Origin of the sequence: Bradyrhizobium sp. SRS-191 (genome assembly GCF_024586915.1) — a bacterium.
Classification (GTDB): Bacteria; Pseudomonadota; Alphaproteobacteria; order Rhizobiales; family Xanthobacteraceae; genus Bradyrhizobium.
In genome coordinates, this window is record NZ_JANBVS010000003.1 from 224875 (window position 1) to 243652 (window position 18778).

Here is an 18778-nt window from a genome sequence, read left to right on the forward strand (position 1 = left end):
ACCGCTGGGGCCTGAAAGGCCCTCTGTTCCCTCACCTATGACGCCGGCGGGCGCCATCGATTTTCAGGATTGCGACGGGATGTTCGACTGGCCTCTGGACTGGATTGCCCTCCTGATCGCGTTCGCGGCGCTCGCCTTCGCGCGCCGCACCTCCGACCGCCTGGCCGAGGTGCAGGATCGGCTGGCCAAGCTGGAGGCTGCACGGGCCGTGGTCACGGCGCCCGTGATGCCGGCCGCGCCGTCGCTCAGTCCGTTCCAGGAGTCCGGCGCAGCCCCGTCGGTGCCGCCGCCGCTGCCGGAGGTCGCCGAGCCCTCCCTGCAGCCTGCGGCGATGACGACCGACGAGATATCCGAGCCGCCTCCCTTCGTCCCGCCATTGCCGCAAGCCCAGGCCGGCTTCGAGGAGACCATCGGCACCCGCTGGGTGGTGTGGGTCGGCGGGCTGACGCTCGCACTCGGCGGCTTCTTCATGGTGCGCTATTCGATCGAGGCCGGCCTGGTCGGCCCCGAGGTGCGCGTCGCGCTGGGTGCGCTGTTCGCCGCCGCGCTGCTCGCGGCCGGCGAATGGACGCGGCGCAAGGAGAGCATCTCGCAGATCGCGGCGCTGCCGATCGCTAACATTCCCGCGATCCTCACGGCTGCCGGCACGGCGGTCGCGTTCGCAACGATCTATGCGGCGTACGCGCTGTATGAATTTCTGGCGCCGGCGATCGCCTTCGTGCTGCTCGGCGCGGTAGCGCTCGGCACGCTCGCGGCGGCGCTGCTGCATGGCCCGGCGCTCGCCGGGCTCGGCCTGGTCGCCGCCTTCACGACGCCGGCGCTGGTCTCGACCGGCCAGCCGAACTACTGGGCGCTCTACATCTATCTCGCCATCGTCACGGCGGCAGCCTTCGCGCTGGCGCGGGTGCGGCTGTGGCGCTGGCTCGCGATGACCACGATCGGGCTGTCGTTCCTGTGGACCCTGCCCGGCCTCGATGCCGGCGTCGAGACGGTGGCGCCGCATGTCTTCCACGTGGTCGCAGGCTTCGCGCTGACCGCGCTGATCGTCGTCTGCGGCTTCCTGTTCGGCCCCGCCGCCGACAATGACGAAGTCGAGCCGATCTCGTCGGTGGGGCTTGCGGTCTATCTGCTCGGCGCGATGCTGATCGTGCTGGCGAGCTTCCACGACGGGCTGGCGCTGATCGGCTTTACCGTGCTGATCGCAGCGACGCTCGCGGTGGCCTGGCGCGCGCCGAGCGCAACCGGCGCGGTCGCCGCGGCGGCCGGCACGGTGTTCCTGGTGTTCGCCGAATGGGCGCTGCGCGACAATCCGGAGCTGCTGGTGCTGCCCGGCGGCGCGTTGCCCGGCATGGGCCCGAACCCGCTCGGCGCCTCCGTCACATCGCATCTGGTGACCGCGGCGATCTTCGCGCTCGGCTTCGGCGGCGCGGGATTCCTGGCGCAGGGCCGCTCGGAGAACGCCGCCGTGCCCGTCGTGTGGTCGGCCGCCGGCGTGTTCACGCCGCTGGCGCTGCTGGTCGCGCTGTATGCGCGCATCGCCCATCTCGACCGCTCGATCCCGTTCGCGATCCTCGCGGTCGTGCTTGCGGCTGCCTTTGCCGCGGCGACCGAGCTGCTGACGCGGCGTGAGGAGCGGCCGGGGCTGCCAGTCTCGATCGCGTTGTTCGCGACCGGCACGCTGGCCGCGCTGGCCTTGGCGCTGACCTTTGCGCTGGAGAAGGGCTGGCTGACGATCGCGCTGGCGCTGATGTCGCTCGGCACCGCCTGGATCTACGAGAACAGGCCGATCCCGTTCCTGCGCACCCTTGCCGCCGTTTTCGCCGGCTTGGTGGTGCTGCGCATCGGCTATGACCCGCGCATCGTCGGTGCCGATGTCGGCACCACGCCGATCCTCAACTGGCTGCTGTGGGGCTATGGCGTGCCGGCGGCGTCGTTCTGGGGCGCGAGCATCCTGATGCGCTGCTATGGCGACGACGCGCCCTTGCGCGCCGTCGAGGCGGCCGCGATCCTGTTCACGACGCTGCTGGCGTTCCTGGAGATCCGCCATGCCGTCAACGACGGCGACATGCTGGCGGTGCCGTCGCTCGCCGAGATCGGTCTCGACGTCTGCGTCGCGCTGGCGCTTGCGATCGGGCTGGAGCGGCTGCGCGAGCGCAGCCAGAGCATCGTGCACAATGTCGGCGCCGTGATCCTGACCGGCTTCGCCGGCGGCGCCACCGTGCTCGGCCTGCTGCTGTTCGAGAACCCGATGGTCTCGGACGAGGCGATCAGGGGACGGCTCCTGAACATCCTGATCCTGGCCTACGCCTTCCCCGCCGTGTTGATGCTGCTGTTGTCCTACGCGGTCGCGGGCCGTCGTCCGGCGGCCTATGGCAACACGCTGGCCGCCGGCGCGCTGATCATGGCGCTGTCCTATGTGAGCCTCGAGATCCGCCGGATCTATCACGGACCGGTTCTGACGAGCGGCATCACCAGCGCGGCCGAGCAGTACACCTACTCGATCGCGTGGCTCGGCTTCGGCGTGGTGCTGCTCGGCATCGGCGTCGTCGTCTCGTCGCAACGCGCGCGCCTCGCGTCGGCGATCGTGATCGCGCTGACGATCCTGAAAGCCTTCCTGGTCGACATGTCGGCGCTGACCGGGGTGTGGCGCGCGCTGTCCTTCATCGGCCTCGGCCTCGTGCTGGTCGCGATCGGCTGGCTGTACCAGAAGGTGCTGTTCCGGCGGCAGCAGCAGGCGCCGCCGGCTCAGCCTGCGGGTTGAACGTTACGCCGCGCGCACCGACTGCAGGAACGAGGCGACCTCGCGCTTGAGGCGGTCGCTGTCGGTGGCCAGCGACTTGGCGGCGTCGAGGACATGCGTCGACGCCTGCCCGGTCTCCGCCGCACCGCGCTGCACGTCGGCGACGTTCGCCGACACCTGCTGCGTGCCGTGGGAGGCCTGCTGGACGTTGCGCGAGATCTCCTGGGTCGCTGCGCCCTGCTCTTCGACGGCCGCCGCGATCGCCGAGGAGATCTCCGAGAGACGCTCGATCGTGCCGGAGATGTCGCGGATGGCGCCGACCGATTCCTGCGTCGCGGCCTGGATGCTGCCGATCTGCTGGCCGATCTCGCCGGTGGCCTTGGCGGTCTGCTCGGCGAGCGCCTTCACTTCCGATGCAACGACCGCGAAACCGCGGCCGGCTTCGCCCGCGCGCGCCGCCTCGATGGTCGCATTCAACGCCAGCAGATTGGTCTGGCCCGCGATCGAGTTGATCAGCTCGACGACGTCGCCGATGCGCGCGGCGGCCTTCGACAGCTCACCGACGCGATCGTTGGTCTGGCGCGCCTGCGACACGGCCTCCTGCGCCATGCGCGCGGACTCCTGCACCTGGCGGCTGATCTCGGTGATCGACGAGGACAACTCCTCGGTCGCCGAGGCGACCGACTGAACGTTGGTGGAGGCCTCTTCGGAGGCCGCGGCGACCTGGGTCGAGATCTCCTGCGAGCGCGAGGCGGTCGATGACAGCGCGCCGGCGGAATGCTCAAGCTCCGTCGAGGCCGACGACACCGTCTGCACGATCTCGCCGATCGTGTTCTCGAACTGGCGCGTGATGTTGTCGACGCGGCGGCCGCGCTCGATCTTGGCCTCGGCGTCGCGCGCGGCGAGCGCGTCGGCGTCCCGCTTGGCAATCAGCGCCTCCTTGAACACCTGCAGCGTGTCGGCCATCGCGCCCATCTCCGTCGGCTCGCCGCGATGCGGCACCTCGGCCGAGAGATCGCCCTGGCCGAGCGCCCGCATCGGCCTGATGATCGAGGCGATGCCGGAGGAGACGTCCTGAACGAGATAGAGGCCGACGCCGACGCCGGCCGCGACCGCGGCGAGAATGATCGTCGTCACGACCCAGAACGTCGTGTTGTAGCCTTCCGCGGCGTCGCGCGTCGCGGATTCGGCGCCCTTGTCGTTGTAGTCGATCGCCTTGTTTAGAAGCTCCTCGGACGCGCTGGCCGCGACTCCGGTCGGCTTGAACAGGGCTTCGACGTCGTCAGGCAGCTTTCCGACGCTCTTGCGCGAGACGTCGAGCACCTTCTCGGCTTCAGCCAAATACGTATCGAAAGCGCGCGTCCAGGCTTCGTAGATGCCGCGTTCCTCGGCGGTGGAGATCAGCGGCTCGTAGACCTTGATGTCCTTCTTCACCTTGGCGAGCGTATCGGACATGCGCTTGTCGTTGCTGGCTTTCGCCTCGGGCGACTGAGCCATCACATGAGCGCGCAACGTAAGCCGGTAGACATTGATGTCGGCGCGCAGCGCACCGAGCGCGCGCACACTCGGCAACCAGTTGGTGGCGATGTCGACGGTCCGCTCGTTGATCGTGCGCATGCTGCGCAGGGACAGCACGCCCAGGCCGGACATCACGACCAGCAGGAATGCGATGACCGAGATGATCTTGAAACGAATGGAAAGCTTGGACACGTCCTGATCCTCCGGGAGAAGCGTCTCGCAACCGGTCGTGTCATCCAGGCATAGCACCATTGCGCGGCCGGGCACCGCTGCGAAACGAAAAAAGCGGCAACTGCCGAGGAGCAGCTTGCCGCTTTGTCCGTAAACTTCAGTTAATGCTGAACTACGTCCTAATAGAATTCCAGCGACGGCGAAGGCCGTTGCGGTATCAGGCTGCGCGGACCGACGCCAGGAAGCTTGCGACTTCGCGTTTCAAACGATCGCTGTCGGTGGCGAGCGATTGTGCCGCGGACAGAACATGCGTGGACGCCGTTCCGGTCTCGGTGGCGCCGCGCTGCACATCGACGACGTTGGCAGAAACCTGCTGCGTGCCCTCCGACGCCTGCTGCACGTTGCGCGAGATTTCCTGGGTGGCCGCACCCTGCTCTTCCACCGCAGCAGCGATCGCCGAGGAGATCTCCGACAGCCGCTCGATGGTGGTGGAGATCGCACGGATGGCGCCGACCGACTCCTGCGTGGCGGCCTGGATGCCCGAGACCTGCTGGCCGATCTCGTCGGTGGCCTTGGCGGTCTGCTCGGCCAGCGCCTTCACCTCGGAAGCGACGACGGCGAAGCCGCGTCCCGCTTCGCCGGCGCGGGCGGCCTCGATGGTCGCATTCAGCGCCAGGAGGTTGGTCTGGCCGGCGATCGTGTTGATCAGCTCGACCACGTCGCCGATGCGCGCCGCCGCCTTGCTGAGCTCGCTGACGCGGTCATTGGTCATGCGCGCCTGGTCGACGGCTTCGGTCGCCATGCGCGCCGATTCCTGCACCTGGCGGCTGATCTCGGTGATCGACGAGGACAGCTCCTCGGTCGCGGACGCGACCGACTGCACGTTGGTCGACGCCTCTTCCGAGGCGGCAGCCACCGCGGTCGAGATTTCCTGCGAGCGGGTCGCGGTCGAGGACAATGCACCGGCGGAATGCTCGAGCTCCGTCGAGGCCGACGACACCGTCTGCACGATCTCGCCGATGGTGGCCTCGAACTGACGCGTGAGGTTGTCGACGCGACGACCGCGCTCGATCTTGGCCTCGGCATCGCTTGCCGCGAGCTCGTCGGCCTCCTTCTTTGCAATCAGCGCTTCCTTGAACACCTGCAAGGTGTCGGCCATCGCACCGATCTCGGTCGGCTCGCCGCGATGCGTCACCTCGGCGCTCAGATCGCCCTTGGCCAGCTCCTGCATCGGCTTGATGATCGAGGTGATGCCCTGCGAAACGTTCTTCACGAGATAGATGCCCACGGCGACGCCGGCGATGACGGCGACGGCGATGATCGAGACGGTCAGCCAGATCGCACGCGAGAAGCTTTCCGCGGCCTGCCGCGTCGCATCATCGGCCCCCTTGTTGTTGAGCTCGATGTCCTGGATGAAATACTTGTCGGCGTCGCGCGCGATGGCTGCGGCGGACTTTTCGAGCATTTCGGTGGCCTCGCGTGGCACCCTCCCGACGCTCTTGGTCGACTCGTCCATCACCTGCTTCACGGCGACGACATACTTCTCCCAGGCCTGCACCCAGTTGTTGTAGATCGTCCGTTCCTCGGCCGAGGTGATCATCGGCTCGTAGGTCTTGCGGTCCTTGTTGATCGTCTCGAGAATTCCGTTGACCCGCTTCTCCGCCGCCTGCTTGGCCTCGGCCGTCTCCGACATCACATGCGCGCGCAGCGCGATGCGCAGCAGGTTGATGTCCGCGCGCAGCTCCCCGATCGCACGCACGCTCGGCAGCCAGTTCTGGGCGATGTCGACCGTGCTCGCATTGATCGCATTCATGCTGGCGACCGCGAGCGCGCCGAGCCCGCACATCGTGACGAGCATGAAGGCGATGACCGAAATGATCTTCGTACGAATGGACAATTTTGACACTGATGACCCCAGCTGACTGCGCGTTCGGCCGCTTTTCTCGCAGCGCCAAGGACGGCCCGAACATTCAGGTCTGCGCTGCGCTGCGCGGCGTCGAGGTCGGAGCATCGGAAGCCTCGGAAAGCAGCGAGGTCTCATTCGGCTCTGACGATGTCATTGGGCGCGAAACAGGCTTATCGGAAGTTAATTCCGAGCCCGTAGGACTACCGACAATGCATGTAAAATGCGCACCGGCGCTGTCCGCGCGGTGCTCTGTCACCGGTGTCGCTCCACCGGGCGTCGGACGACACCCGCGCAGGTATCTCGCTAAGCAACACCTTCGATCTCGTGTCGGACTGATCGTTCAACTTCTGGTATGCCACCAATCTCTAAGGGCGCGTTAATCTGCAACCAGAAAGCGCGCATTGTCGCGACACACGGGCTCGCAAGCCGGGCGTTCAGACAAGATGCCGTGCTGAGAGGCTGAGAGGTGCGCGGCCGCAGGATGCAGTCTCACGTTGACTCCCGGCAAGCACGCGCAGCGCGATGGATGGTTCGGGATGCCGCCGGACCCAAGCTGAGGCGACGGCGAGACGCCGCGCCTGGACGCACCGGCGCCGCCGGGGCTGATCGGCCTGATCGCATGCCGCGTTCAGGCGCGAATGCTGCATTGGGAGAAACGTCGGCGAGACACCGCAGGCCCGGATCAGGCCCAGGCGAAATGGTCCGGCAACGACATCAAGTGACCGCTTCGGACACGAGGCGGATGCGGAACACCGGCTGCTTGGCTTCGTCGAGCAGCTCCATCTGCCACTCTGCCCCCTGCTGCAGCGTCTTCGAAATTCCGCCGATCAGGTCCGAGCAGACGGCCGTCAACTCGTTCCAAGCCGTCTCCCGGTTAGCAAACTCATAAGGCTGATCAGCCGCGCCGGAATAGCGGCCCTGACTGATCCGAAAGAAGTAAAGCGACATTACCGACCCTTTCTAGTGGGCCACCCCCCGGTCAGAAACTGCAACGCGAGTCGCTACCGAGGCATGAATCAAGCGGACCGTACGATTACGGCGCAATGACCTCTATCGTGCGCTCAATCCGGATCAGATTGATCTATGTTAATCGGTGCCGTGTTTTTCAAATGATGCGTGAACTAATAACTAATCGGTCGAACGGCGCAGTTCCGAGGCGGCATCAACGTTCGCGTTTTCGGACTTGCTTGTATCAGGCTTCGCGGATTCCGCTTTGACGGGTTCCACTTTGCTGCGCTCCACGCGTGGCGTCTCGACCCGCGCGGCGACTTCCGTATGCGACGGATCCGCGGCGGCGGGCGCGGCTGCACGCGAGCCGCGTGGACGCGCCACGGCACGCGCCATCAACATGGTGGCGCCGCCCTGGTGCTGGAAATCGCAATAGGCGAAGGCGCCGAGACCAGAGACGGAACCGCGAAAGCTGCGGTCGTCCTTCTTGTCCAGGTTGAAGCACGGCTCGAACGGCATGCCCTTGATCGAGGCACAGACGTTCTGGCCGCGAATCTGCAGCGTGTTGCCCGGCAGCCGGATGTGACGCACCGGCCCCGAGCCCGAGAACTGCACCGCGCCGGCGGCGCCCATGTCGTCGAGAAGGCGGCCTGCGCCGCGGGTGCCGTCAACGCAGGTGAAGGCGAACACCTTTCCGGCGACGAATTTCCGCGCCTCGTCGGCCGTCATCGATCCCGCGACCGCAGGCGCGACGACGGCACCTGCCGTCAGGGTCCCCAGCAAAAAACGCCCGAGCATGTATCAAACTCCCACTTAACCCCACGCAGCGGGTAAGGCGGTATCTTTACCCCATGCTTACCATACCAACCATGGCAACAATGGAGCAGCATGGTTTGAAAAGTCTGAACATCCTCAGGATATTCTTACCACCGTCCGGCCGCGAACCTGGCCGGCGAGGATCTGCGGGCCCAGCGAGGCGACCTCATCCAGGGCGATTTCGTGAGTAATTTCAGCCAGTTTTGACCGATCCAAGTCCGTTGCGAGGCGCGCCCAGGCGGCCTTGCGGGCGGGCAGCGGGCACATCACCGAATCGATGCCGAGCAGGCACACGCCGCGCAAAATGAACGGGGCGACCGAGGACGGCAGGTCCATGCCGGCGGCCAGCCCGCAGGCGGCGATGGCGCCGCCATACCTCGTCATCGACAGCAAATTGGCCAGCGTGTTGGAGCCGACGCTGTCGACGCCGCCCGCCCAGCGCTCTTTCGCCAGCGGCTTGGCCGGCCCGGACAGCTCGTTGCGGTCGATGATTTCGGCCGCGCCGAGCGCCTTGAGATAATCGGCCTCGGCCAGGCGCCCGGTCGAGGCGATCACGTGGTAGCCGAGCTTGGCGAGCACCGCGGTCGCCACCGAGCCGACGCCGCCCGCAGCGCCCGTCACCACCACGGGGCCGCTGGCCGGGGTCAGGCCATTCTTCTCCAAAGCGAGCACCGAGAGCATCGCCGTGAACCCGGCGGTGCCGATCGCCATGGCGTCGCGGGCCGAGAGGCCCTGCGGCAGGGCGACCAGCCAGTCGCCCTTGACCCGGGCCTTCTCGGCATAGGCGCCGAGATGGGTCTCGCCCATGCCCCAACCGGTGCAGATGACGGCGTCACCCGGCTTCCATAGCGGGTGGCTGGACTGCTCGACGGTGCCTGCGAAATCGATGCCGGCGATCATCGGGAAGCGGCGCACCACCGGCGCCTTGCCGGTCAGCGCCAGGCCGTCCTTGTAGTTCAGGTCCGACCATTCGACCTTGACGGTGACGTCGCCGTCCATCAACTCGGCTTCATCGAACTGCGTCAGCGTTGCCGTGGTCCCCTTGTCGGCCTTGTCGATCCGGATCGCCTTGAACGTTCCCACGGCAGCACTCCCTGCGCTTTGTTCGATTCAGGCCATGTTTAGCCGATCGGACGTCCCGCGCAACTCAGGTCGCGGGGACGGCGCGCGCCACCGGCTTCTCGACGATCGGCAGGTTGATCAGCGCGGACAGCACGCCGAACAGGATCGAGAGCCACCAGATCGGCGTATAGGAGCCGTAGCGCTCGAACACGATACCGCCGAGCCAGACGCCGAGGAAGCCGCCGACCTGATGGCTGACGAAGGCGAAGCCGTAGAGCGTGGCGAGCCAGCGGGTGCCGAACATGATTGCGACCAGCGAGGAGGTCGGCGGCACGGTGGAGAGCCAGGCCAGCCCGGACACTGCACCGAAGGCGATGGCGGTGGCCGGCGTCACCGGGAACGAGATGAAGGCGAGCGTCGCCAGCGCGCGGGTGAAGTAGATGAAGGACAGGATGTAGCGCTTCGGCAGCCGGCTCTGCAGCCAGCCGACGCTGAGCGAGCCGATGATGTTGAACAGGCCGATCGCCGCGATCACCCAACCGCCGGTCTGCGCCGACAGGCCGCGATCGACCAGGAACGCCGGCAGATGCACGGTGATGAAGGCGAGCTGAAAGCCGCAGGTGAAGAAGCCGAGCACCAGCAGCACGTAGGAGCGGTGGCCGAACGCTTCCATCAGCGCCGTGGTGAACGACTGCTGCTCGGCCTCGGTCGGCTTGGCCTCGGCCGCCGGCGGCGTCGCCACCGCAAGCGACAGCGGCACGATGAACAACATCAGCGTTGCGAACACCATCAGCGCGCTCTGCCAGCCGAACTGGTCGATCAGCGCCACACCGAACGGCGCGAACAGGAATTGGCCGAGCGAGCCGGCGGCGGTGCCGGCGCCGAGCGCGAGACCGCGCCGCTCCGGCGGCAGCAGCTTGCTGAACGCCGACAGGATGAGGTTGAACGAGCAGCCGGACAGGCCGAACCCGACCAGCACGCCGGCCCCGATATCCAGCGACAACGGCGTCGTCGCGTAACGCATCATCAACAGACCGCCGGCATAGAGCAGCGCGCCGACGCAGATCACGCGCATGACGCCGAAGCGGTCGGCGATGGCGCCGGCGAGCGGCTGGCCGAGACCCCACAGCAGGTTCTGCACGGCCACGGCCAGCGCGAACACGTCACGGCCCCAGGCGAATTCGCGGCTCATCGGCTGCACGAAAAAGCCGAGGCTGGAGCGCGGACCGAAGCTGAGAAGCGCGATCGCACAGCCGCAGACGATGATGACGAGCGGCGTGCGCCAGCCCTGGCTGCGCGAGGCCGTGCCGAGATCGCCTGCCTGTATCGACATGGGTTGTCCTCCCCTGCTCCGCTGCCGCTCGTCGGCGCATGCCCCGATGGGTTAATGCATTTGCATTGAACCCCCAAGCTCAAAAGCGGGAACTCAGGCATGAAAAAAATCCATGACGCGCCGCATCATGACACGACGTCATCCCATGCCGAGTTCCACCAATGAAACTCATGCATCGCGAGTCGTCGGGACGTGCCACGCCCGATGCGCGAGTGACCAACGCTGATTCACGCTCCGCGGGAGCGACCGTCAGAACGGCCGCGATTTGTCGCCAAACACCTGTAAACAGCGACGAATGTCTCTGAAGAAGAACTAACTGGTAGCTTGATACATATGCGCACCGAATGTGGAATTTGGACAGCATATGGACCACGACCAGATCGAAACGACGGGCGATGTCGTGATCGTCGGCGCCAGCGTGGCAGGACTGTTCTGCGCGCTGAAGCTCGCACCGCAGCCGGTCATCTTGATCTCCGCGACACCGCTCGGCGAGCAGGCGTTCGGCGCCACGATGCAGGCCGACATCGCGGCAGCGGTTGCCCCCGGCGACAGCCCCGAGGACCACGCTGCTGACATGATCGCAGCCGGCGGCGGGCTCGTGGATGAGGCCATCGCGCTGGAGCTTGCCCGCGACGGTCTGGCGCGGATCGAAGATCTGCTGCGTCTCGGCGTTGCGTTTGATCGTGATCATAAGGGCGCTTTCGCAACGTCGCGCGCGGCGGCGCACGCGGCACGGCGAATCCTCAGTGTCCGCGGCGACTTCACCGGCCAGGCGATCGTGGCCGCGTTGACCGACGCGGTGCGCGCAACACCTTCGATCCGCGTGATCGAGGGACATGTCGCCGACGCGCTGCTGACCGAGACCGGCGCCGTGTGCGGCCTGCAGTTGCGCAAGACCGGCGACAGGGCCGCCGCGCCGGTGCTGATGGCCGCCCGGGCGGTCGTGCTCGCGACCGGCGGCGTCGGCCATCTGTTCGCCACGACCACCAATCCCGGCCACGCCAACGGCACTGGCCTTGCGATCGCCGCGCGCGCCGGCGCCGTCATCGCCGACCCCGAATTCGTGCAGTTCCATCCGACCGCGATGATGACGGGGCAAGATCCCTCGCCGGTGGTCAGCGAGAGCCTGCGCGGCGCCGGCGCGATCCTGATCAACCGGCGCGGCCAACGCTTCATGCTGCCGCGCCATCCGCTGGTCGACCTCGCTCCGCGCGATACGGTCGCTCGCGGCGTCCTCGCGGAGCTCGCAGCCGGACGCGGCGCGTTCCTCGATGCGCGCGACGTGCTCGATGATGACGTCGCCGAGCGCTATCCGATGCTTCACCGTGCCTGCGTCGGCGCCGGGCTCGACCCGACCCGGCAGCCGATTCCGGTGGCCCCGGCCGCGCATTTCCACATGGGCGGCATCGCGGTCGATGGAAGCGGCCGCAGCTCCATCGACGGGCTGTGGGCGGCGGGTGAAGCGGCGGCCACCGCCACGGATGGCGCCAACCACATTGCCGGCAACGCACTGCTCGCCGCCTTGGTGTTCGCCAACCGGATCGCCGACGACATCTCGGGCCGCACGTTTGCGACCTGCCCTGCCCTGTCGGGACTAGCGATCGCAGAGCCCGTCGGCGCCGATCCCATGTTGAACGTGAGGACGCTGCGCGAGATCATGACCAGTCAGGTCGGTGTCATCCGCGACGAGGAAGGACTGGCCGAGGCCATCGGCACGATCGCCAGGCTCGAGCGCAACATCATCGATCCTGCGCTGCGCAACATGGCGACCGCGGCGCTGCTGATCGCGACGGCCGCCTGGAGCCGGCGCGAAAGCCGCGGCGCGCATTGCCGCGCCGATTGCCCGGCCGAGAACCCGAGCTTCGCACAGCGGACCATGACCACGCTCGTGGCCGCGCGCGAAATCGCCGACGAGCTCGCGGCGCGGCCGACGGCGCGGCTGCCGCGGTCGCTGAGTGCTTAGCGCAGTCCGATTTCGCTGCGTCGAGATCGAGCGGGAGCTGCCACGCGCCACCGTCATTCCGGGGCAATCGCCAATGCGCCGGAGCGAAGCGGCGGCGTGTTGGCGATTGCCCCCGGAATCTCGAGGATGGACGCAAGATCACTTCGAGATTCCGGGTCCAAGGCCTGCGGCCATGCCCCGGAATGACGGGTGGTCTCGATTGGCGACTACCGTCGCGTCCAGTTCGGATTGATCTCGGCTTCGCTCTTGGCGGCTTCGGTGAGCTCGGCCGAAATGGCCGCGGTCTGCTGCGGCGTGCCCCAGCTCGGCGCGTCGCTGCCGTCGCCCCAGCGCTTCGGCCGATAGAAGGTGTGGACGCCGAACTTGTACATGCGCTTCATCTCGGCGACCCAGGACGGCCGCACCCAATAGGCATGGTAGTGCGTCGACTTGCCGACCTCGGGAAGCCAGATCTGGCCGTCGAGCATCGCCTTGGCGATCTTCTTGGCCCGGTCCCACATCTCCGGCTCGCGAACCACATCCGCAACGTTGTCGCAGGCGAAGGTGAACTGACAGGCGAAGTGGCGATACTTGTTCTGATAGACTACGCCGCACACCGTGGTCGGATAGTAGCCGGAGAACGCGCGGTTCAGCACCACCTGCGCCACCGCGATCTGGCCGCGCACGGCCTCGCCGCGCGATTCGAAGTACACGGCCTCGGCGAGGCACTTCTCGGACTTGAAGCGCGCCTTGTCGTCGGTGAGACCCAGGCGCTCCGCCGGAGTTCGCGCGCGCTGATTGTCGGTGTTGACCTCGCCCTTCGGCGCGACGCTCTCGCCGCCGTCGCCGGCTTTGGCGGGATCCTTGGTGAGATCCTCGGCGGGCTGCGACAACGCCGCCATCGGCTTGAGGTCCGGATCCGGCATCACGATCAGCGGCGCTTCGCCGGGCTGCCAGGTTTCCATGGTGCCGGCGACGCCGCCCAGAGATGTCGTGCCGAAATACAGATTCGCGGTCTTGATGTTCAGGCCGTCGGCGGTCATGCCGGTTTCGGACGGCGCCTCGATGGCCGGCTTGAGTTCGCCCGACGGACGGGCCTCCGGCTTGGTCGGATCGTATTGCAAGAGCGGCGGCGCGCTCAAGGCTTCCTGCAATTCCGGATCGAGCGCGGCACGCGGTGCCGGCGCTTCCGTCGTAGTTTCGGTGGTGGCTTCGGAAGTCTTGGCGCCGAACACCGATGAGTTCGAATCAGGCGCGGCCGGCGCCGACGGCGCGAGCTCGGTCGGTGCGGCTTCGACGGGCTCGGCCGTCTCGTTCAAGGGCGCCGGCGGTGTGGGCGGACGCACCACGAGACGATCGCCCTTCAGCGTGCGATCGACCTTGGGAAAATCGGAGGCCTGGTAGCGCGGCGGGACCTGCAGCGCCGGATTGCGCGGCGTCGTGCTGCCGGTGATGTCGAGGTTGCGACCGCTGAGGCTCGCCAGGCGAATGCCGCCCTGCGGCGTGGAGGTGCCGATCGGAAGCCCAAAACTGTAGGTGGCGACCTGAACGGAGGCCGCAGCAGAGAACACACGCTTCTGCCAGCGCTCGGCGACGCCCGGCTGGCGGGCGAGCCGAGAAGCGATGTCTTGATACCCGGTCTCTGTCGGCATCAGAGCGAAGACGCAGAGACCGAGTCCGAAGGACGCAATACGCGCGCCCTTCGGACGGGGACGCAGAACTAACATCGGTACGCTCAACGCAACGCTACGCTACTCACTCGACCGAACGACAGTGCTTCCGTGCAATTCGATCTGTCATGTTCGTATCGGGTTTAGGTTGCCGAGGAGTTAATCCGCGTTGCATGTTTGAAACATGCAAGCGGCGAGGTTGTGCGGCCCGTTGCGATCGATCTGCGTGGTAAACAGCGGCGTGACGAGAGTGGTGAAGATTCTGTCAACGAACGCGGTGAATGAATTTCTGATGCGTCGATCGAAGCGATGCGTCGCTGCGAGATGTTCGTAGGTGGAACATTCGAACTTAGAATATCAGGCGGCAGCATTGGCCGAGGCGATAATGGCAGGAGTTGAATGCTTGTGTCACTGAAGGCGCAGCGCACGCGGTGCACCTCTCCCCGCTCTTCTGCGGGGAGAGGTCGGATTGCGCAGCAATCCGGGTGAGGGGCATGGCACGCGCGGGGCCCGGAACTCAAATCCATCGGACGGGCACAGCGACTCTACGTCGATGTGAACGACCTCTCAAAATAGCACTTCCCGTGGGGCTGCCCCTCACCCCAGCCCTCTCCCCGTCAAGAACGGGGAGAGGGAGCGCACCGTTCGTGACGTGCGAGCTTGCTTCATCGAGACATGCGCATCACTCGCGAGACCCGCCCGCGGACAAAAGAAAAAGGCCGGCAACTCGTGCCGGCCTTCGTTAATTCACATCAGTCACCACACCATCACGCCTGGCTGGCGATCTCCTTGCCGAGCGCGGACTGCGCGGCGGCGAGGCGGGCGATCGGGACGCGGTAGGGCGAGCACGAAACGTAGTTCATGCCGACCTGATGGCAGAACGCGACGGACGCAGGATCGCCGCCATGTTCGCCGCAGATGCCGACCTTGAGGTTGGGCCGCGTGGCGCGGCCGCGCTCGACGCCGATCTTGACCAGCTCGCCGACGCCTTCGCGATCGATCGAGATGAAGGGATCGATCTCCAGGATGCCCTTGGCGACATAGGCGCCGAGGAAGCTGCCGGCGTCGTCGCGGCTGATGCCGTAGGTCGTCTGCGTCAGATCGTTGGTGCCGAACGAGAAGAACTCGGCGGCCTCGGCGATCTGGCCGGCCATCAGCACCGCGCGCGGCAGTTCGATCATGGTGCCGACCTGGTACTCCAGCTCGGCGCCGGTCTCGCGGATCACGGCCTGGGCCATCGCATCGATGCGCGCCTTGACGAGGTCGAACTCCGCCTTGGTCGCGATCAGCGGCACCATGACCTCGAGGCCGACGGCCTCGCCGGTGCGCTTCTCGGCCTCGACCGCGGCCTCGAAGATTGCGCGCGCCTGCATCTCGGCGATCTCCGGATAGGCGATCGCGAGACGGCAGCCGCGGAAGCCGAGCATCGGGTTGAACTCCGAGAGCTCGCGGGCGCGGTCGGCGAGACGGCGCGGATCGGTGTTCATCGCGCGCGCGACTTCCTCGACCTCGGCCTGGGTGTGCGGCAGGAACTCGTGCAGCGGCGGATCGAGCAGACGGATCGTGACCGGCAGGCCCTTCATGATCTCGAACAGCTCGACAAAATCGGCGCGCTGCATCGGCAGCAGCTTGGCGAGCGCGGCGCGGCGCTCCTGCTCTTCCTCGGAGAGGATCATCTCGCGCACCGTGCGGATGCGGGTCTCCTCGAAGAACATGTGCTCGGTGCGGCACAGGCCGATGCCCTCGGCGCCGAACTTGATCGCGGTGCGCGCATCCTCCGGCGTATCTGCATTGACGCGCACGCCGGTCTCGCGCACGGCGTCCGCCCAGCCCATCAAGGTGCCGAACTCGCCGGACAGCTCCGGCTCGATCATCGGCATGCGGCCGGCCAGCACCTGGCCGACGGAACCGTCGATGGTGATGACGTCGCCGGTCTTGAAGGTACGCCCGCCGATGCTCATCGTGCCGCGGCCATAGTCGACGCGGATCGTGCCGCAGCCGGAGACGCAGGGCTTGCCCATGCCGCGTGCGACCACCGCCGCATGCGAGGTCATGCCGCCGCGCGTGGTCAGGATGCCTTCCGCGGCATGCATGCCGTGGATGTCCTCCGGCGAGGTCTCGATGCGGACCAGGATGACCTTGCGGCCGTCGGCCTGCAGCTTGGTGGCCTCGTCCGAGGAGAACACGATCTCGCCCGACGCCGCGCCCGGCGAGGCCGGCAGGCCGGTCGCGACCACGTCGCGCTTGGCGGCGGGATCGATGGTCGGATGCAGCAGCTGATCCAGCGAGGCCGGATCGACGCGCAGCACGGCATCGTTCTCCGAGATCAGGCCTTCGTTGGCGAGCTCGACGGCGATGCGCAGCGCCGCCTTGGCGGTGCGCTTGCCGCTGCGGGTTTGCAGCATCCACAGCTTGCCGCGCTCGACCGTGAACTCCATGTCCTGCATGTCGCGGTAGTGCTTCTCGAGCAGCGTGTAGATCCGCGTCAGCTCCTTGAACGCCTCGGGCATCGCCATTTCCATCGACGCCTTGTCGGAGCCGGATTCGATGCGCGCGTCCTCGGTGATGTCCTGCGGGGTGCGGATGCCGGCGACGACGTCCTCGCCCTGCGCATTGATCAGGAACTCGCCGTACAGCTTGCTCTCGCCGGTCGAGGGATTGCGGGTGAAGGCGACGCCAGTCGCCGAGGTGTCACCCATGTTGCCGAACACCATGGCCTGAACGTTGACGGCGGTGCCCCAAGTGGCAGGGATGTCATGGAGCTTGCGATAGGTCACCGCGCGCGCGTTCATCCAGGATGAGAACACCGCGCCGATCGCGCCCCACAGCTGGTCGTGCGGATCCTGTGGGAAATCCTTGCCGGTCTCGTGCGCGACGGCTTCCTTGTACTTGCCGACCAGCATCTCCCAATCTTCCGACGAGAGATCGGTGTCGAGCTGATAGCCCTGGGTATCCTTGAAGCTGTCGAGGATGTCCTCGAAATGATGATGCTCGAAGCCGAGCACGACATCCGAATACATCGTGATGAAGCGGCGATAGCTGTCGAAGGCGAAGCGGCGGTCGCCGGACAGCGTCGCCAGCGCCTCCACCGTCTGGTCGTTGAGGCCGAGGTTCAGCACGGTGTCCATCATGCCCGGCATCGAGGCACGGGCGCCGGAACGCACCGAGACCAGCAACGGGTTTTCCGGATCGCCGAACTTCTTGCCGGTCAGCTTGCCGATGTAGTCGAGCGCCTTGTCGACCTGCGACTGCAGCTCCTTCGGGTAGGTCTTGTCGTTGGCGTAGAAGTAGGTGCAGACCGAGGTCGGGATGGTGAAACCGGGAGGCACCGGCAGGCCGAGATTGGCCATCTCGGCGAGGTTCGCGCCCTTGCCGCCGAGCAGGTCGCGCAGGCCCGCTTTGCCCTCGGCCTTGCCGTCGCCGAAGGTATAGACCCACTTGTTCGGCTTGATCGCGGTGACCGCGCTCTTGGCGGCGGGCTTCGCCGTCTTTGCGGGCTTCGCAACCGGCTTTGCAGCAGTCTTTGCTGCCGGCTTCACAGCGGTCTTGGCCGGCTTCTTCGGAGCCGTTTTCACGGCCGCCTTGGATACCGATTTCGGCGCGGCCTTCGCGGAAGCCTTCGCAAGCGGCTTCGGCGCCGTCTTCAGCGCCTTGCGCGGCGGAGCGAGCGGAGCGGCCTTGGCCTTACCGGGCTTTGAAGCCTTTGATTTCGCTGCGACTTTCTTAGACTTCGCTACCGCTTTGGCCATGAGATGGTTCGATCCGCAAAATGGGAGGAGAAATCGCGCGCCTTACACCACTTTGGGCGCTGCGGCGCAAGCACAGAGGTTCCCGACCTTAGGGCTAGACCGCCTGAGGACTAGAAGTGAAGCCACTTGAGCAAGCCCATGCCGATCAGGCCGTTGAGGATCAGGAAGATCGCAACGATGAAGTTCAACAGGCGCGGCATGATCAGGATGAGGACTCCGGCGATCACGGACATGATCGGCGAGATGTGGGCAACGGTCAGATGCATCGACGGACTCTGAATGGATGGAAAAGACGAGCAGCAGGCGATTCGATCGCGCGGACTTTATCCCGGCCGATCGTGGCGGAATAGGAGACGCACGGCGCGGGTTCCGGTTCCCCACATCGAGAATTGCCGCAAAAATGCCGCCGGTTCCGCGCGGAACGATGGTCCGCGGCCGGCATTGGGAGGCAGGTGCCGGCACCATGCCGGTCTCATTCAGCGGATCAACATCGAGGAGTCCTGCTCATGCGAACTCAAATCACCCTTGCCGCCCTCGTGGCCGCACTCGTGATCCCGGCAGCGGCGCAGGCGCAGTCCTACACGGTCGGTCGCAGCGTCGTGGTCGAGGAGGATGCGCCCGCGATCACGGTCGAGCGCCGCCCGGAATTCCGCGAATACGTCGTGCGCGAGCGCGTTCCCAACTATGTGATCCCGGATCGCGTGGTTGTGGGGACCGTCCTGCCGGAGTCGGGTGTTACCTATTACGACGTTCCCGAGCGCTTCGGTGCGACACCCGATCGCTACACGGTGGTGAACGGCGAAACAGTTTTGGTCGAACCGCGATCGCGGCGGATCATTCAGGTGGTTGAGTAGTTATCGAGACGCATTTGGTCGCCAACGCCCCCGCAAGCGGCCAGATGTAAAGGCCCTGCCCGGTCCCCC

General features: G+C 66.4%; 12 protein-coding genes. 3 read left to right on the forward strand and 9 right to left on the reverse strand.

Features of this window, described 5'->3' with window-relative positions; all coding sequences use genetic code 11:
* Positions 1-79: 79 nt before the first annotated feature.
* Positions 80-2761 (forward strand): DUF2339 domain-containing protein, encoded by a 2682-nt coding sequence (locus tag NLR35_RS07845; protein WP_257165975.1) that lies wholly within the window; start codon positions 80-82, stop codon positions 2759-2761.
* A gap of 3 nt (positions 2762-2764) precedes the next feature.
* Here NLR35_RS07845 and NLR35_RS07850 read toward each other — a convergent pair whose 3' ends face one another.
* The 6 genes from NLR35_RS07850 to NLR35_RS07875 form a co-directional block, all read right to left on the reverse strand.
* On the reverse strand, positions 2765-4450 hold the full coding sequence (locus NLR35_RS07850) for a methyl-accepting chemotaxis protein (RefSeq protein WP_257165976.1): 1686 nt from the start codon (positions 4448-4450) through the stop codon (positions 2765-2767).
* A gap of 196 nt (positions 4451-4646) precedes the next feature.
* A complete protein-coding gene (locus tag NLR35_RS07855; RefSeq protein ID WP_257165977.1) occupies positions 4647-6335 on the reverse strand; it encodes a methyl-accepting chemotaxis protein in 1689 nt (562 codons plus the stop codon).
* A gap of 714 nt (positions 6336-7049) precedes the next feature.
* Entirely contained in the window at positions 7050-7283 is a 234-nt protein-coding gene (locus tag NLR35_RS07860; RefSeq protein WP_006610689.1) for a DUF6894 family protein, read from the reverse strand.
* A gap of 180 nt (positions 7284-7463) precedes the next feature.
* On the reverse strand, positions 7464-8081 hold the full coding sequence (locus NLR35_RS07865; protein ID WP_257165978.1) for a hypothetical protein: 618 nt from the start codon (positions 8079-8081) through the stop codon (positions 7464-7466).
* A 114-nt stretch (positions 8082-8195) separates the two neighbouring features.
* Positions 8196-9182, reverse strand: a complete 987-nt coding sequence (locus NLR35_RS07870; protein WP_257165979.1) for an MDR family oxidoreductase — start codon at positions 9180-9182, stop codon at positions 8196-8198.
* Positions 9183-9246: 64 nt separating this feature from the next.
* Positions 9247-10494, reverse strand: coding sequence for an MFS transporter (locus NLR35_RS07875; RefSeq protein ID WP_257165980.1), 1248 nt, complete (start codon positions 10492-10494; stop codon positions 9247-9249).
* A 364-nt stretch (positions 10495-10858) separates the two neighbouring features.
* Here NLR35_RS07875 and NLR35_RS07880 point away from each other — a divergent pair, with 364 nt between their 5' ends.
* Positions 10859-12457 (forward strand): L-aspartate oxidase, encoded by a 1599-nt coding sequence (locus tag NLR35_RS07880; protein ID WP_257165981.1) that lies wholly within the window; start codon positions 10859-10861, stop codon positions 12455-12457.
* Positions 12458-12663: 206 nt separating this feature from the next.
* On the opposite strand, the gene NLR35_RS07885 is transcribed toward NLR35_RS07880, so the two are convergent.
* The 3 genes from NLR35_RS07885 to NLR35_RS07895 all read right to left on the reverse strand — a co-directional run bounded on the left by NLR35_RS07885 (position 12664) and on the right by NLR35_RS07895 (position 18121).
* Positions 12664-14163, reverse strand: a complete 1500-nt coding sequence (locus NLR35_RS07885) for a cell wall hydrolase (RefSeq protein ID WP_257165982.1) — start codon at positions 14161-14163, stop codon at positions 12664-12666.
* Between the two features lie 710 nt (positions 14164-14873).
* Positions 14874-17855, reverse strand: coding sequence for a pyruvate, phosphate dikinase (gene ppdK, locus NLR35_RS07890; protein WP_257165983.1), 2982 nt, complete (start codon positions 17853-17855; stop codon positions 14874-14876).
* 110 nt (positions 17856-17965) lie between these two features.
* The gene (locus NLR35_RS07895) at positions 17966-18121 is read right to left on the reverse strand and encodes a DUF3096 domain-containing protein (protein WP_006613564.1); all 156 of its coding nucleotides are present in this window, start codon (positions 18119-18121) and stop codon (positions 17966-17968) included.
* A gap of 240 nt (positions 18122-18361) precedes the next feature.
* On the opposite strand from NLR35_RS07895, the gene NLR35_RS07900 reads away from it, so the two are divergent.
* A complete protein-coding gene (locus tag NLR35_RS07900; RefSeq protein ID WP_257165984.1) occupies positions 18362-18709 on the forward strand; it encodes a DUF1236 domain-containing protein in 348 nt (115 codons plus the stop codon).
* The last annotated feature ends 69 nt before the right edge of the window (positions 18710-18778 follow it).